Raw genomic sequence first — 15,912 nt, 5'->3', positions numbered from 1 at the left:
CTGCCATGCTCCTCAGCCACCTTCCCGCGCCCGCCACCCCGCGGCCTCCGGCACCGGGCGGGACCGTACTCGACTGGTTCTCCCACTGGGCGCGCGTCCGCCCGCAGGCACCCGCCGTGCTCACACCGGAGGCCGTCTGGGACTACGCCACCGTCGACAGCCTGTCCTCGGAACTGGCGGCCCGCCTGCGCGAGCACCTGTCCCCCGGCGACATCGTCGGGGTGCTCCTGCCGCGCTCGGTCACGCTCGTCGTCACCGCACTCGCCCTCGCGAAGGTGGGCGCGACCTACCTGCCCCTCGGTCAGAACCCCCCGGAACACCGCCGCGAGAGCATCGTCGACACCGCCGCGGCGCGCCACCTCATCGCCTTCGACGACCACCCGGACGTCCATGGCGACCGCGTCGTCCGGCACGGTGTCGCCGACACGAAGGTGGCCCTGGCCGTGACCGGCCGCGCCGCAGGGACGGCCGGAGCCGCCGGGCCGGCGCCGTACGCCATCGCCACCTCCGGGTCGACCGGCCGTCCCAAGGTCGTGCTCGGCAGCGAGGAATCGCTGACCACCCTCATCGGCTGGCTGGCGACCCGGCTGGCCACCACGCACGAGGACCGGGTCGCCATGGCGGCGAGTCCCGGCTTCGACGCGCACCTCCTCGACCTCTGGCTCGCCCTCGGCACCGGGGCCACACTGGTCGTGCCCCCCGAGGGGGCTCTCAGCTCCGCCGAGGGCCTCCTCGAATGGTGCGCCGACCAGCGGATCGACTCGATGTTCCTGCCCACCCCCCTCGGTGAACTGGTGATGGGAGCGGCCCGGCCCGCGCACCTGGCGCTGCGGTGGCTCCTGGTCGGCGGCGACCGTCTGAGGGCCGCCCCCGCCCCGGACTTCCCGGCCAGGGTGCTCAACGTGTACGGCCCGACCGAGGCCGGCGTCCTCACCACCACCCACGTCGTCGGGGCCGACGAGGACCCGCTGGCGATCCCCATCGGTGTGCCGCTGAGCGGACGTACGGTGACGGTGACGGACGAGGCCGGCGAGATGGTGCCCCGGGGGACGCCCGGCGAACTGCGGGTCACCGGTGCCGGGGTCGCCCTCGGCTACGCGGGCGGCCACCTCGGGGGCTTCGTCCCCGCCGCCGACGGCGAGGAGCGGACCTACCGGACCGGCGACCGCGTCCTGATGAGGCCCGACGGAGTGCTCGAGTTCCACGGCCGTCTCGACGACCAGTTCAAGATCGACGGTGTCCGTCTGGAGCCCGCCGAGATCGAGGCGGCGCTGCTGTCCTTCCCCGGCGTGGTGAGCGCGGCGGCCTTTCCCTTCACCACCGGCGGAGGCGTCCGCCAGGTCGGTGCGGCGCTCACCACCTCCGCCGGCGCGACCCGCTCCGAGCAGGCCCTGCTGGCCCACGCCGCGGCCCGTCTGCCCGGCCCCGCCGTCCCCCGGGCCGCCCTCTTCCTCGACGACCTGCCGACCAACGACAACGGCAAGATCGACCGTGCCGCCCTGGCCGAACTGCTGCGGAACGGGCGGGGCGACGAGGAGAAGGACCACTCACCCGCCGCCGTGCTGCTGACGATGGTCCGCGACCTCGTGGGACAGGATCTGGGGCTGAACGACTCACTGGCCGACGCCGGCGTGAACTCCCTCACCACGGCCCGGCTGATCAGCCGGATACGTGAGGAGTTCGGCCTCCGGGTGCGCGCGGTCGACGTCATCAGGGCGGAGACGGTGGCCGACATCCTGCCCGCTCTGGGCTGACGCCGCGCTCCCGTTGGGCATGGTGCCCCGGCCGGCCCCGGCCCCGCCGGGGCACCATGCCCAACGGCGCGTGCCGCCGCGAAGGCCCAGGACGGTGGGGGCGGTCGACTCGGTGACGTCGACCGTGCCACGCGTCCCTCGGAGTCGCGGTGCACGCCGGGATCCGGTCGACCACCACCGATTTCGACGATGGGGCGATGCGGGACGACGCCGGGATACGGCAGGTCCTGGCCGGACAGCCCGCACTCGGCCGCGTCGGCGAACCCGAGGAGACCGGCGACGCCCTCGCCACCCTGGCCGCCGACGGCCTGTCCCGGGGGTGAGCGCCGCGCGCCGGCTGCGTGACGGCGCACGGGTCGCGAGTGGCCGCGGCGAGTGGACCGGCACCGTGATCCGCTACAGCTTCAGGCCGCCTCCTACCGCCGGCATCCGGAACCCGCGCGGCCTTGATGACGCTTCCCGGCATCAAAGACGGTAGGTACCGTACGTCTGCTCGACCGTGCAGTGCGCGGGACCCCGTCACGGCACCCGCGCCGTCCACTCCGGATCGCTGAACTTGGTCGCGGCCAGGTGCTCCGCCCGGGCCATCTCCTCCGGGATGACCCGGCCGGATGTCAGGCCGTGGCGGGCGCGGAAGGAGGCGAGCATGCGGTCGATGACCGTCTCGCGGGGCAGGCCCGTCTGGCGGCGCAGCGGGTCCACGCGCTTCTTCGCGCTGGTCGTGCCCTTGTCCGACATCTTCTCCTTGCCGATCCGCAGCACCTCCAGCATCTTGTCCGCGTCGATGTCGTAGCTCATCGTCACGTGATGCAGCACCGCACCCGGCCCACCGTCCGTGGCCACCATGCGCTTCTGCGCGACGCCGCCGATCTTGCCGACCTCGGTGGCGATGTCGTTCAGCGGCTGGTACCACGCCTTGATACCCATGTCACCGAGCGCGGCAATCACCCACTCGTCGAGATACGCGTAGGACTCGGCGAACGACAGGCCCGAGACCAGCGGGGCCGGGACCGACAGGGAGTAGGTGACCGTGTTGCCCGGTTCGACGAACATGGCGCCGCCGCCCGAGATGCGTCGGACCACCGTCACGCCATGACGGGCGGCGCCCTCCGGGTCGACCTCGTTGCGCAGGGACTGGAAGCTGCCGATGATGACCGACGGTGCCGCCCACTCCCACACGCGCAGGGTCGGTGCGCGGCGGCCGGCGGCGACCTCGGCGGTCAGGATCTCGTCCAGGGCCATGTGGAGAGCCGGCGACTGGGGCTCGTCGCGGATGAGCTGCCACTCGTAGTCCGACCAGTCCGTCGCCCGCGCCAAAGCCCGGCGGACCGCGACCGCCACCCCCTCCGCCGTGAGGCCGTACATCACCGTGCCCTCCGGCAGCCCGCCCTTCACTCGGGCGGTGAGTCCGGCGGCGTCGGTCTCGGCGGGGGCACCCTCCAGCGCCGCGTCGATGGCCGGCAGGGCCTCGTCCGGTTCGAGGAAGAAGTCGCCCGCCACCCGCACATTGCGCAGTGCCCCGTCGATCACGTCCAGGTCGACGACCACCAGCTTGCCACCGGGGATCTTGTACTCGCCGTGCACCGTATCCGCCTCCATCGCTGTCGCCTCGTGGAACGCCAACGCTCACCAGGGCATTTCCCTTCCGCGCCGGAGTGGGCGGCGAAGGGGACGTGTAGCACTTCACTCCGAGCACGGCCGAAGCGCGGCGTCCCCCTCGTGACCTCGGCCGGGGAGACGTAGCCGTTGCCCGCGTTCGTGGAGGCCGGCATGCCGCTCGCGACCTGGTCGGGGCGCAGCGGCGGGAAGACGTTGTCCGGGGCGCCGGCCACCGGGAAGCCGGTGAGCAGCATGTCGGTCATGGCGATGTGGAAGTCTGCTGCGCCCATGGAGTGGTACTGGTTGCCCAGGCCCGTGACCGGGCCCGAGTCGTAGTCCCGGACGTGCAGCAGGGTCAGGTCGTCGCGCAGGGCGTGAATGACGGGGAGACAGGCGCCGCAGCGCGGGTCCTGGCCGTCCCACCCGGGCGACGCGGTGACCGGGCAGCGGTTGCGCGGCACTTCCCGCCTCCGCCATGGCCACGTGCCTCCCCGGCAGGGCACGGGCAGGAGTGCGGGCCGCGGTGGCGGTGGCCCCACCGAGTCCCCGCAGGTTCCCTCAGCGGTCGTGGGATGCGTCGCCCTCCCGCCCGGCGTACGTGTCGGAACTCCTGATGAGAACCTCGTCCGGGGCCATGCGGAGCGGGCGACTGCCGCTCGTCGCGGATGAGCTGCCACTCGTGGTCGGAGTGGTCCGCAGCCCTCGCCGGGGCCCGGCGGACCGCCACGGCCACCCCCTCCGCCGTGATGCCGTTCGTCCACCGTATGCGCAGGTGGGGACGGACGCCGGGTGCCGTCGCCCGGCCGTCCCACGGCCTGGGTGGCCCGGCGACAACTCACGTCTCGGAGAGGGCAGATGAGAGTACGATCACCGAAAAGATACGGTGGGGGACCACCCCGCGGACGACGGAGCCTGCCATGACCAGCGACACCCCCCAGCCGCCCCGGATCGACACCAGCAAGGCCCATCCGGCACGGGTCTACGACTGGCTGCTGGGCGGCAAGGACAACTACCCCGTCGACGAGGCCGTGGGCAACACCCTGCCGCCCGAGGCCCGGGACGGGGCGCGGCAGAACCGTGAGTTCATGCACCGCGCGGCGGCCTACCTCGCCGCCCAGGGCATCGACCAGTTCCTCGACATCGGCACCGGCATCCCCACCGCGCCCAACCTGCACCAGATCGTGCAGCGGACGGTACCGTCCGCCCGCATCGTCTACGCCGACAACGACCCGATCGTGCTCCGGCACGCCGAGGCGCTGCTCATCAGTGACCCCGCGGGCGCGACCGATTACATCCAGGCCGATGTGCGCAACCCGGAGGAGATAGTCGAGCACGCGCGCGGCGTCCTCGACTTCGACCGCCCGATCGCGCTCTCGGTGATCGCCCTGATGCACTTCATCTCCGACGAGCAGGACGCCCACGGCATCATCCGCAGGCTGGTGGACGTCCTGCCCTCCGGCAGCTACCTGGTCCTCTCGCACGCCGGGATCGACGTGTTCCCGGAGCTGGCGCAGCAGGTGATCGACCAGTACGCGAAGGGCGGCATCCGTCTCGCCTTCCGCACCCGTGACGAGGTGGCCCGCTTCTTCGACGGGCTCGAGATGGTCCCCCCGGGCCTGGTCACCGCCACCGAGTGGACGGGCTCCCCCACTCCCCCGGCCGACCCGGAGGGCAGCGGTATCTACGCGGCCGTGGCCCGCGTTTCCTGACGCGGAAGCGGAAGCGGTACGGGCGATGGCGGTCGGGCCCGCTCGGCAGAAGCCGAGCGGGCCCGACCGCGTCTCAAGCCCGACCGTGCCCGGAGGCCGACCGCGTCCCACGCTCCCCGGACGCGCTCGCTCCTAGCTCAGCCCCGTCGCACGGAACGTCCAGTGCCCGGAGCCGATCCGGTACACCGCCTCGCCGTCCCCCGTGCGCACCAGGTGCGCGTCCTCGGGCGCATGGGCGCGACCGCCGAGGAGCGGAACGTGGACCTCGGCCGTGCTGCCCGCCGGGACGTCCACCGTGAGCCGGAACTCGTCCGCGTCGCGCTTCCAGTCGGTGCGGGCGAGGCCGTACGGGGTGCGGTACGAGCCGGACGCGGACGTCAGGCCGCCCTCGACGGCCGGGTCGATCAACAACTCCCGGTAGCCCACCGATCCCGCCGTCTGGTCGAGGCCGGCGACCCGGGTGGTGAACCAGGAGTCGATGGCGCCGAGCATGAAGTGGTTCTGCGACTGGCCCGCGCCGCCGTCCCAGGACTCGCCGAGCGTGGTGTTGCCGGCCAGTACCTGGTAGCCGTAGCTGGGGCTGGTCGTCTGCGTGGCGATCTTCTCGACGATGTCGTCGCGGCCCGCGCCCGACAGCACCCGGAAGGCGGACGGCAGGGAGATCTCGCCCAGTTGCAGGTGGTAACCCGCGTCCTTGACGGACGTGGTGAAGTGGGCGAGCAGCCTGTCCTTCTCCCCCGCCGGGTAGGCGCCCATGTCCAGCGCGAGCGCCTCCGCGCCCTGGCCGCCCCCGCCGAAGGTGCCGGTGGCGTCGTCGTAGTACTTCGCGGCGAGCGCCCGGGCGCTCTCGTCGGCCTGCGCCCGGTACGCGGCGGCCGCGTCGTCGTCGCCGAGCACACCGGCGATGCGGCTGAGCGCGTCGACCACCCGCCAGTAGCCGAAGGTGCCGGCCACCGCGCGCGGGAAGGTGCGGTCGGGGGTGAACCAGTCGCCGAGGCCGTAGTCGAGGATGCCGCCGGAGACCTGGGTCTTCAGGAAGTCGGCGTACTGCCTCATCTTCGGGTAGTACGTCTTCAGGGTCTCCTTGTCGCCGTACGTGGTGTACAGCTGCCAGGGGACGAGGACGAACGCGCCGCCCCAGTTGGAGTCGTTGCGGTAGGCACCGGGCAGGCTGGTGTACTCGGGGACGGTGGAGGGGACCAGCCCCTCCGCGGTCTGCGCGTCGGCCATGTCCCGCACGATCTTGCGGAGTTGGGACTGCATGTCGTAGTTGGCGGCCAGGGCGGGGAACACCAGCTGGTCCTGCTCGAGCCAGCCCAGTTTCTCGCGGCTGGGGCAGTCGGTGAGGACGCTCATCATGTTGCCCTCGATCGCCCCGCGGATGAGCGAGTGGATGCCGTTGATGAGGGAGTCCGAGCTCTCGAAGGTGCCGGCGGAGGTGTTGTCCGTGCGCAGCGCCTTGCCCCGTACGGTGATCTTCGCGCCCTCGGGCACACCCTTCAGCTCCAGGTAACGGAAGCCGTGGTAGCTGAAGGTGGGGTGCCAGGTCTCGTTCCGGCCGCCGCCGCTGGTGTAGCTGTCCCACAGCGGTGCGCCCACGTTGCTGATGGACTGGAAGGCGTGGCCGTCCTTGAGGCTCTCGGCCGGGTAGGCGCGGAGAGTGGTGCCCTTGGGCGCGGTCACCGTGATCTCGGGCCAGCCGGCGATGTTGCGGCCGAGGTCGAAGACGCGGCTGCCCTCGGCGCCGTCGACCTCCTTGCCGGTGAGGGTCTGAACGACACGGATCGGCTCGGTCTCGCGGGCGCTCAGCTCGGCGGGTTGTGCGGTGCTGCCGGGGGCGCCGACGGAGACCGCGTGCTGCCACTTCCGGTGGTCGCCGCTGGGTTCGTCCCAGTGCGGGATCTCGCGGCGGGCGTCGTAGTCCTCGCCGCCGTACCAGTTGGAGGAGGTGGTGGGGCCGAGCGTGGTGCGCCAGTCGTCGCCGCTGGTGACGGTGCGGGTGGTGCCGTCGGCCAGGGTGACCTCCAGGCGGGCGATCAGCTTGGGGTCGCTGAGGTTGCCGTACAGCTTGCGGTAGCGGTCGGCGGTGCTGACCACGTTGGACATGCCGTTGCCGAGGGCGACGCCGATCGTGTTGGCGCCGGTGCGGAGCCGGTCGGTGACGTCGTAGGTGGCGTACTGGACACGGTCGCCGTAGGTGGTGTTGGCGGGTTCCAGGACGGCGTCGCCGACCGCCTCGCCGTTGATCGTGGCGTCGTAGATGCCGAGCCCGGCGATGTAGAGGCGGGCGCTGCGCACGTGCTTCGGCAGCGCGAAGTCGTCGGTGAGCAGCGGGAGTCCGGACGGCAGATACGGCTCGGGCGGCTGCTGCCCGGTGACGGCGGCGAGTCGGGTGAACGGGCCGGTGGCGGCGTCGCCGCTGGACAGCGCGTAGTCGACGGGGAAGTCGGGGACCTTGCCGTCGTCGGTGAGGACGTCGGCGCGCGGGTAGAGCGCGATCTCGTCGAACGTCTTGGCCGACTTCAGGTCCAGGGTGAGGGTGACCGGCGCCCCGGAGACGTCGGCGGAGGTGTGCGCGGCGCTGGAGTAGCCGGCGGCGGTCTGGAGGGCGCTGTTGGGCAGCCCGTCGACGGCGAGGGCGGGCTCCCATGTCTTGCGCAGGGTGTTGGTCTCGGAGGCGGTGACCGCGGCGCCCTTCGCCAGTCCGGCGGCGGGGGTCGCGGAGTCACGGACGTCGATCTCGCCGAGTTGCAGCCGCCAGGTGAGGCCGGGGAAGTTCTCCGCGAGCGGCAGTCCCAGCCTGGTGACGTCGAGACGGAGGTAACGGTGCGTGGTGCGCGGGACCTTGACGACGACCGGCTGGAGTGTCTTCTTGCTCAAGCGCCAGTCGGGGTGGGTGATCCAGTCGGCGCCCCAGTCCGACTGCTCGGTCAGACCGGTCTCGAAGACGGCGGTGTCGCTCCAGTCGGAGGTGACGCTGCCGTGCCCCGACCAGAGCATGACCCGCCAGTACACGCGGGTGCGGGAGCCGAGCTTCTTGCCCGCGTACGTGGTCCCGGGCGTGGCCGAGCGGACCTTGCCGGAGTCCCACAGGTCGGGCCGGCCGCTGCGCAGCAGCCGCTCGGAGGTGGCGGCCTGGACGCGGTAGGCGCCCTGGAGGACGCCGGTGGCGCGGGCGGTGGTCTCCCAGCTCAGCTCGGGTGTCGTGTCGTCGATGCCGAGCGCCCGGGTGAGGTGCTGGGTGCGGAGCGCGGCCGGAGCGATGGCTCCGGCGGCCGCGGCGTCGGCGGTGACCGCGCCGGCCAGCACGGTGGCGAAGGCGGTGGTGGCGGCGAGCAGGGCCGCGGGGTGGTGTCCTCGCAGGCGGCGTGGTCTGCGCATGGTGCTCCTCGGAAGTGATGTGTGCAGGGCTTGGGGGGAGTGGACCGCGGTCAGTCGCGCCGCAGTTCGGCCGTGACACGGCGGGCGAACCGGACGGCCACGGGGCCGAGCAGTCCGGACGGGATCGGCTTGTTGCGCTCGTTGGAGAGGGTGTTGGCGACGCGGACGGTGACCGTGTTGCGGCCCGGCTTCACCTGGCCGGTGATGTCGACGGTGAACGGCGCCCACAGCAGCGCGGGCAGTTCCTCGCCGTTGACGGTGACGGCGGCGACCTCGCGCACGTCGCCGAGGTCGAGCAGGACCCGGCGTCCGGCGAGCTGCGCGGCCGTGAGGTCGATGTCCTTGCTGTAGGTGCCGCTGCCGGAGAACAGCCGGTCGTGGTCGGTCCAGGTGCCGAGCGGCGCGGTGACCGAAGTGGCGCCGTTCTTCTCGAAGGTGAACGTCCAGTCGCCCTCGACGGTGACCGGGTCGAGCGTGTCGTATACGCGGACGGTGCCCCGGTAGGTGCGGTGGCCGTCGGTGCCGGTGAGCCGGTGCTCCCCCGGTGCCGTCGCCTCGACGGTCGCCCGCAGCATCGTGCCGTGCCGTTGGACGCCGAGGACGGGCAGCGGGGAGTCGGTGAGGTGGGGCACGGTGTGCCCGGTGTGCGGGACGACCACGACGGCCGTCTGGTACGCCTCCAGGGCGAGCGGCACCTTCAGGCCGCTTCCGCCGTCGCGGTACACCGGTGCCGGGCGGGTCTCGCCGGTCGCCGGGTCCCACAGTTCGGGTGCCCCGGTGACGGGCAGTGTGGCGACGGTCTCGACGCGCTCGCCGCTCTCGTTGTTGAACAGGAACGCGGTGTCCTTGCCTCGGTGCACGCGCACCGCCCGTACGGCCTCCCGCGCCGGGTCCAGTACGGCGACGGCGGCACCGGCGGCCTGCGCGGCGGCGCCCAGCGCGTCGGTGCCGGTGACGCGGACCGCGCGCCCGCGGCCGAGGGTACGGCTGCCGGGCAGGCCGTCGCCGAACAGGTCGGCGAGGGCGTGGGTGAGGGAGCGGTCCTTGCCGTTCGCGTCCTCGTCCTGAAGGGAGCCGACGGCGACGACCGTACCGCCGGCCCGCACGAAGTCGCGCAGTACGGACACTCCGGCGACGTCCAGGACGGGTGTCGTCGGCAGCACCACCAGGTCGTAGCGGGCGTCGCCCACGGCGAGTCGGCCGCCGCTCACCCTGGCATGGGCGAGCAGGGCCCTGTCGCCGGTGAGGGCGCCCTCGTGCAGCAGGTCGAAGTCGACCTGGGCGCGCTCCAGGGCGTACGCGGCGTCGGTGAGCGCGGAGTCGACGGGGCCCTGCGCGTCGGTGCCGGTGGTCTGCTCGGCGGCCCGCTGCGGCTGGAGCAGCGCGGTGCGGACGCCGGAGGTGCCGCGCGAGACCTCCATGACGCGGCCGATCCACTCGGCGAGCGGGCGCATCGCCCACCACCAGGGGGCGCGCGGGCCGAACGGCGGCGGGAAGTAGACGAGGGTCTCGTCGGTCCACAGTGCGTGCAGCACGGTGAGGTTGATGCCCCGGGTGGCCTGCGCGCCGACGGTCGCGTGCACGAACGACGGGGTGACCTGCCAGCCCATGTTGCCGAACATCTCCAGCAGCGCCCGCTCCCGGCCCATCTGGTGGGCGACGGAGGAGGGGCTGCGGGCGATCATGTTCTGCTCGCCGAGGACGTACTCGGCGGTGATGATGTCACCGCCGGGCACCTGCGCCCATTGGTGGACCTTGTGCAGGTCGCCGGTGGAGGGGATGCGCTTGGCCGGGGAGGTCTCGTCGTAGAGCGGGTTGGTGATGAGGGCGACGCCCCGCTCGTCGTACCAGCGGGACTGCCTCTCGAAGTACTTCGCGAAGCGGTTGGAGACGGCCTGCCAGTAACGGCCCCGCGCGATCCGGCCGTCGCGGCCCAGGTCGTCGAAGGCGCTGGCGTAGGCGAGGCCGGGGGTGGTGCCGACCTCGGTGAGTGCCCGCTCCAGGGTGGGCGACCAGGGCAGACGGTTGAAGTGGGCCTGGGCGGAGGCGAAGAACGGCTCGTCGTCCCAGAACCCGGGGACGACGGTGCCGAAGTAGCGGTGGAAGCGGCGGTGGTACTCCCCCGGCACGATGTCGAGGAACAGCTCCACCGGCTCGTCGTCGAGGAGGTCGACGTAACTGCGGCTGTAGCCCTGGGAGTCGTCGACGAGCGGGATGCCGCCGAACAGGTCGATCTGCCAACGGCCCTTCGGCGCCTGCCAGATGTGGCCGCCGTCGAGCGTGCCGGTCAGGTCGACGACGTCGTCCGCGTCGGTGGAGCCGACCGGCCGGGCCGCGGCGGCGACCGGGGCGGGGGTGCCGTCCACGGGGGCGCGGTCGGGGAAGTCGCCCGCGGCGGCGGAGGTGTCGAAGGTGGAGGTGTAGAGCGTGGAGCCGTCGGCGGCGGTGACGGTGAGGCTGTCCCACAGCGACCGCTGCGCGGACACCGCCCGCACACCCGCCCCGCCGGCGGCGTACGCGGTGTCGGTGGCGGTGCCCTTGTCCCTGCCGTCGAGGGTGACGGACAGGCTGTCGCCGCGCAGGGTGACGGCGAGGGTGTGGTACTTGGTCTTGTTGAAGCCGTCGGTGCGGGTGCTGCGGAGCAGTTCGACGGGGTCCTTGCCACCGGCGAGGCGCTGGACGGTGACGACACCGGTCTGGTCGAAGGTGACGCCGTAGCCGTCCCGCCCGTCGGCCGAGGCGCGGACGAGGAGTCCGGCGCCGGTGTACTCGGCCTTGGCGCTCGCGGTGACGGTGCAGTCGGTCCAGGTGTCGCCGCCGCGCAGGACGGCCGCCCCGTCGAGGATGCCCGCGTCGGCCACCAGGTGCCCGGCCTCCACCCCGACGCCCGTACTGCGGCGCAGGTCGACGCGGGCGGGGCCCTCGACGACGGTGGTGGAGCGCCACAGGGCCTTGAGGCGGAGGTCGGGGCGGGGCCTGTAGGTGCGGGAGCCGACCGTGCCGCCCTTGACGATGTACTCGCCCGCGCGGCCGCTCGGGAAGTGGTCGTCGTTGAACAGCCACACCCGCATGCCGGTGCGCCTGGCCTCCTCCAGGGTGTGGCCGACGATGTCGAACCACTCCTCGGTGAAGAACACCGGCCGCATCTGGTCGTTGTCGAAGGAGAAGAGGATGACCTCGTACATGCCCTTGGACCGCAGCTCGGCGAGTTGCCGGTCGACGAGCTCGGGGGTGACGGGGCCGTTCCAGTACCAGTAGACGGTGGGCCGGCTGTCCTTGCGGGGGTCGGCGAAGTCCTTGGCGCGGAAGGTGCCCGGGGCGGTTCCGGTGGCCGCCTCGGCGGGGGCGGCGTGCGCGGCCGTCGCGGGGACGCCGAGGGCGAGCAGGGCGCCGGTGGCGCCGGTCGCGGCGACGAACGTGCGTCTGGACAGACCGTCGCCGTCGTGCGTCCCGGGGGTGACGGGGCTGTCGGGGGTGTCGGGGATGTCGGGCATGGTGGTACTCCTGCGGGGTGCGGGTGCGTTCCTGCGGGTGGGAAGGGGTACGGCGGCGGATCAGCCGGTGGCGAGCCGGGCCACCTCGGTGGCGGTGAGCGCCCGGTTGTGGAGCCGGAAGTCCCGTACCGCGCCGTGCAGATACGGGTGCGTGCTGTTCTGGGAGCGGCCCAGGTAGTTGCGGGTACTGGCGCCGAGCAGCAGCGGTGACACCACCATGGCGGTGTTGCGTCCGGACTCCTCGCCGTCGAGGTACAGCACGCCGGTGCCGCCGCCGAGGGTGAGTGCGACATGGGTCCACCGGCCGACGGGCAGCGGGCCGGCGGCGTCGATGACGTCCTCGCCCTCCATTCCGGCGATCTTGCAGGCGGCGCGGGCGCGTCCGGCGCCGGTGGTGGCGGCGAGGAAGAGGTAGGTCTCCTTGTGGTAGCCGAGGTCGAAGACGCGGGCGGAGTTGGCGAGGGCGTCGACGCGCACCCGGACGCTGACGGTCAACTCGGCGAGCCCGCTGGGCAGTCCGGCGGGGAGGACGACATGGCCGTCCCGTCCGTCGAGGGCCACGGCGGTGGCGCCGCCGTCCGCGGACCACGAGGCACCGCCCGCCAGGAGGGCCGGGCCGAAGGCGCGGGTGCGGTCGGTGGCGGAGGTGCCGGTGCCCTCGTCGAGCGGGTAGCGGGCGACGTCCCGCACGCGGCCGGGTTCCGGGGTCACCGCCCAGTAGACGTTGTAGCGCTGGTGCTGGACCTCGTGGAACGGGCGCAGCGAGACACGCTTGCCGTCGGCGAGCGCGGTGAACGTGGCGCCGCTCCCGCCGGAGGTGGCGCGCAGGGTGTCGGGGCGGATGGTCGGCACGGTGGCGAGCGCGGTGCCGCCGTACTCACCGGCGAGCACGAGGGGACCGTACGACACCGACCGCACCTGCGGGTTGTCGGGCGCGGCCCGCCACACCGGGGTGCGCGGCAGGCGCAGTTCGACGGTGTCGCCGGTGCGCCAGTGCCGTTCGACCGTGGCGTACGTGCCGGGGCGCGGACGGGGGCCGGGGGCGCGGCGGCCGTTGACCTCGAGCACGGCCTGCCGGCCGGTGTCGGCCACCCAGGAGGGGATGCGGATCTTCAGCGCGAAGCGTGCGTCGCCGTCGGTGACGGTGAGCCTGGTGCGGCCGCCGCTCGGCTCGCCGGCGTCCTGGCGGATCGTCACGTCCTGCTCGTCCCAGTGCAGCAGGGAGGGGATGAACAGGTTGACGTAGAGCGCCGGGTGGCGGGTGTCGCGGGAGCGGAAGTAGATGGTGTCGGCGAACTTGGTGTGCGTCTCCAGGCCGGTGCCGTGGTCGCAGGAGAAGTTGTCGTAGTCGCTGCTGTAACTGCCGGACGCGGCGCCGAGGCCGCCCTTGCCCTCGCGCTGCGAGCCGGCCCACAGCCCGGTGTAGTAGGTGACGAAGCCGTGGGCGGAGTCGGGGTCCTGCTCGCCGAGCATCTGGTTGTGCAGGGTCCACTCGTAGTGGTCCATGAAGTCGGTGCGCTCGGGCCGGTGCTGGAAGAGGTGGCGGCCGAGCTTGAGCATGTTGTAGCTGTTGCAGTTCTCGCAGGTGACCTCGGAGAGCCGGCTGACGATCTCGTCGGGCGGGCCGAAGAGTTCCTTGTTGGAGTTGCCGCCGATGGCGTACGAGTGGTGGCGGACGACGGTGGTCCAGAAGGTGTCGGCGATGGTGAGGTAGCGCGCGTCGCCGGTGGCCTCGTAACTGGGCACGGCGCCGACCACCTTGGCGATCTCGGTGTTGGCGTGCCGTCCGTCGAGTTCGTCGCGGCCGGCGGCGAGCGGGGCGTACAGGTCCTCGTGGTCGAAGCGCTGGGCGGTGCGCAGATGAGTCGTGTCACCGGTGACCTGGTAGAGGCGGGTGAGGACGTCGTTCATGCCGCCGAACTCGACCTTGAGCACCGTCTGCATCAGCTCGCGGGAGAGCGGGGCGGTGCGGGCGTCGGTCCAGGCCGCCATCGCCCGGAGCACCTCCAACGCCTGCTTGTTGCCGCTGAGTCGGTACTGGTCGAGCAGCCCGGCCATGATCTTGTGCAGGGTGTAGTACGGGGCCCAGGGCTTGCCGCCGGCCTCCAGCTGGTCGAAGACCGACTCGGGGAACGCCGACAGGTAGCCGCGGTGGAACCCGGCGGCCGGGGCGGCCTCCTGGCACTCGGCGAGCGCGGCGACCAGGGCGCGTCCCTTGGCCGCGTAGGCGTCGTCGCCGGTGTTGGCGTGCGCCTGCGCGAGCCCGCTGAGCAGATGGCCGGTGGTGTGGCCGCGGAGCTGGACGGTGGGCGCCTCCCAGCCGCCGCAGGGCTCGGCGGTCGAGGGCAGCCCGACGTTGAGACGGAAGGTGTGCAGCAGCCGGTCGGTGTCGACGAAGAGCAGATACGCGCAGGTGCGGCGCATGTTGGCGAGGAACGGGCTCTCCAGCAGGCGTACGGAGGAGAGCGGGAACGGGGCCAGGGCGGCGCGCGGTGGGGTGCGCGCCGGGACGCCGGGCCCGGCCGCCGTCGGCGCGGTGGCCGACGGGGGTGCGGTGGCCGACGGGGGTGCGGTGGCCGACGGGGGTGCGGCTGCGGCCGTGGGTGCCGACACGGCGACGGCGGCCGTGGTGGCGGTGGCGGCGAACAGGACCTGTCTGCGGGACGGTTGCGGCAAGGTGCCGTGCTCCTTTCGGGCGTGCGGCATCGCCTCCGGGCCCGGGCGCGGGTGGTGCGGGCGGTGCGCGGGACCGGAGGTGAACCTGGGTGGGGCGAGTGGGGCGCGAGCGGTCGAGGGCAGGGGCGGCCGACGGCGTGACATGACGCCGCGAGGTGTTGAATCGTTTTATGTCGTCCGGCGGAGACGGTAAGTGGGCACACGGCGAGCGTCAAGACTTCTCACAGCGGACGATGTTGGGCCGCACCGTCCGCGGCGGGGCGATTTGTGCGAGCCCAATCCCCTGACCTCGCCTGTTGTTTGACCTGTCGGCATCAGAACGCAGCACGGCGATCCGTCGGCCGGGACGCCGCACCAGAGCCGCGACCGGGACCCACCCCAGGAATTGAATCGTTCAATACCAGCAGGCGTCCCCGCCCGGAGGGGCGACACCGGCGCACACCGCCCGCACCCTCGACTGCTCCCCTCTCCCACCGCCCCTGCGCAACGGTTCGGCCAGATTGATGGCCGGTTGTCCTCTTGCCCCGCGGTTCGCCCCTCCCGCCCGGGTAGCCATGCGAACGTCCGCTCGGGTGAGCGCGGGTGGGGGGTGCCGGCCGTGGAGACACGGAGGGGGCCGTGGGAGACGACGGGCGGCCCGTGGCGCGCCCGCCGCCGGCGCACGGTCGACACATTGCGGGCGCAGGGGCGCTACGGTCCCGAACTGCGGGACGTGCTGCCCGCGTTCGCCGCGCTGGTGGTGCTCGCGTGCGCGCTGGTGGCCGGGTTCGCCCTGCTGTACCGGGCCGGCGGCGCCGTCGCCCCGACGGCGATCGCGGTCGTGGTGGCCCTGGCGCTCCTCATGCTCTTCCTGTACCGCCGTCCGCTCGCCCGCCGTCGGCGCGGTTACTACACCCCCGAGGAACTGGCGGAGTTGGACGTGGCGGGACTGGTCAAGGCGGTGGCGAGGATGCTGCGACGGGAGGGGTGGCGGGTGCGGCGGCCGTCACAGCCGGATCTTCCGCGACTGGTGGCGCGGGACGCCGGGGGCCGGTTGCTGGAGGTGGCGTTCCGCCCCGTCGCCGAACCGCTCCCCGGCGAGGACCCGCTGTGCGCGGCGGCGGGGCCGCGCGCGCGGCAGCCGTTGCTGATGGTGGTGCACCGGGGCGCCTTCAGCCGGCGGGACGCGCTGTGGGCGCACCGGCAGGGCGGAGTGCATCTCATCGACGGGCCGCGGCTGAGGCGTTGGGCGGCGGGCACGCCGCTGAACGAACTGCACGGCCTCGACGACGTGCCGTGAGCCCGGGGGCCGCCCCACGG

General features: G+C 72.8%; 8 protein-coding genes and 2 pseudogenes. 4 read left to right on the top strand and 6 right to left on the bottom strand.

What is annotated here, in order from left to right; genetic code table 11:
- Window positions 1-5 precede the first annotated feature (5 nt).
- Window positions 6-1,754 (top strand): non-ribosomal peptide synthetase, encoded by a 1,749-nt coding sequence (locus IO29_RS35405; RefSeq protein WP_051707071.1) that lies wholly within the window; start codon window positions 6-8, stop codon window positions 1,752-1,754.
- Window positions 1,755-1,951: 197 nt separating this feature from the next.
- Window positions 1,952-2,077: a hypothetical protein gene (locus IO29_RS39955; protein WP_267881964.1), complete on the top strand. Its 126-nt coding sequence runs from the start codon at window positions 1,952-1,954 to the stop codon at window positions 2,075-2,077.
- A gap of 196 nt (window positions 2,078-2,273) precedes the next feature.
- Here IO29_RS39955 and IO29_RS00405 read toward each other — a convergent pair whose 3' ends face one another.
- The 3 genes and pseudogenes from IO29_RS00405 to IO29_RS39190 all read right to left on the bottom strand — a co-directional run.
- Window positions 2,274-3,338, bottom strand: a complete 1,065-nt coding sequence (locus IO29_RS00405; RefSeq protein ID WP_030378120.1) for a lipoate-protein ligase LplAB — start codon at window positions 3,336-3,338, stop codon at window positions 2,274-2,276.
- A 131-nt stretch (window positions 3,339-3,469) separates the two neighbouring features.
- Window positions 3,470-3,775 (bottom strand): annotated as a pseudogene (locus IO29_RS36090) (chitinase); the annotation flags it as partial.
- A gap of 212 nt (window positions 3,776-3,987) precedes the next feature.
- A pseudogene (locus tag IO29_RS39190) lies at window positions 3,988-4,104 on the bottom strand (lipoate--protein ligase family protein); the annotation flags it as partial.
- A 166-nt stretch (window positions 4,105-4,270) separates the two neighbouring features.
- On the opposite strand from IO29_RS39190, the gene IO29_RS00395 reads away from it, so the two are divergent.
- Window positions 4,271-5,062 carry an SAM-dependent methyltransferase gene (locus IO29_RS00395; RefSeq protein ID WP_030378118.1) on the top strand — a complete coding sequence of 264 codons (792 nt, stop codon included), beginning with the start codon at window positions 4,271-4,273 and terminating at the stop codon, window positions 5,060-5,062.
- Window positions 5,063-5,194: 132 nt separating this feature from the next.
- Here the strand turns inward: IO29_RS00395 and IO29_RS00390 are convergent, their stop codons facing one another.
- Genes IO29_RS00390 through IO29_RS00380 form a run of 3 tightly spaced genes read right to left on the bottom strand, consistent with a single transcriptional unit; the run spans window position 5,195 to window position 14,643 of the window.
- On the bottom strand, window positions 5,195-8,443 hold the full coding sequence (locus IO29_RS00390) for a family 78 glycoside hydrolase catalytic domain (RefSeq protein ID WP_030378117.1): 3,249 nt from the start codon (window positions 8,441-8,443) through the stop codon (window positions 5,195-5,197).
- A 50-nt stretch (window positions 8,444-8,493) separates the two neighbouring features.
- Window positions 8,494-11,937, bottom strand: coding sequence for a glycosyl hydrolase (locus tag IO29_RS00385; protein ID WP_078618107.1), 3,444 nt, complete (start codon window positions 11,935-11,937; stop codon window positions 8,494-8,496).
- A gap of 60 nt (window positions 11,938-11,997) precedes the next feature.
- Complete coding sequence (locus IO29_RS00380) at window positions 11,998-14,643, bottom strand: beta-L-arabinofuranosidase domain-containing protein (RefSeq protein WP_030378115.1); 2,646 nt, start codon at window positions 14,641-14,643, stop codon at window positions 11,998-12,000.
- 568 nt (window positions 14,644-15,211) lie between these two features.
- Between IO29_RS00380 and IO29_RS00375 the strand changes: the two genes are divergently transcribed.
- A complete protein-coding gene (locus tag IO29_RS00375) occupies window positions 15,212-15,892 on the top strand; it encodes a hypothetical protein (RefSeq protein WP_033224388.1) in 681 nt (226 codons plus the stop codon).
- Window positions 15,893-15,912 lie beyond the last annotated feature (20 nt).

Origin of the sequence: Streptomyces sp. NRRL F-6676 (assembly GCF_000725625.1) — a bacterium.
Classification (GTDB): domain Bacteria; phylum Actinomycetota; class Actinomycetes; order Streptomycetales; family Streptomycetaceae; genus Streptomyces.
Note: the sequence above shows the minus strand (reverse complement) of the source record. Positions and strands in the feature narration are given on the sequence as shown.

Bases quoted from the DNA above. Each gene is read 5' to 3' on its own strand.
- IO29_RS35405 (WP_051707071.1), top strand. From the start codon at position 6: ATGCTCCTCAGCCACCTTCCCGCGCCCGCCACCCCGCGGCCTCCGGCA.
- IO29_RS39955 (WP_267881964.1), top strand. From the start codon at position 1,952: ATGCGGGACGACGCCGGGATACGGCAGGTCCTGGCCGGACAGCCCGCA.
- IO29_RS00395 (WP_030378118.1), top strand. From the start codon at position 4,271: ATGACCAGCGACACCCCCCAGCCGCCCCGGATCGACACCAGCAAGGCC.
- IO29_RS00390 (WP_030378117.1), bottom strand. From the start codon at position 8,443: ATGCGCAGACCACGCCGCCTGCGAGGACACCACCCCGCGGCCCTGCTC.
- IO29_RS00385 (WP_078618107.1), bottom strand. From the start codon at position 11,937: ATGCCCGACATCCCCGACACCCCCGACAGCCCCGTCACCCCCGGGACG.
- IO29_RS00380 (WP_030378115.1), bottom strand. From the start codon at position 14,643: ATGCCGCACGCCCGAAAGGAGCACGGCACCTTGCCGCAACCGTCCCGC.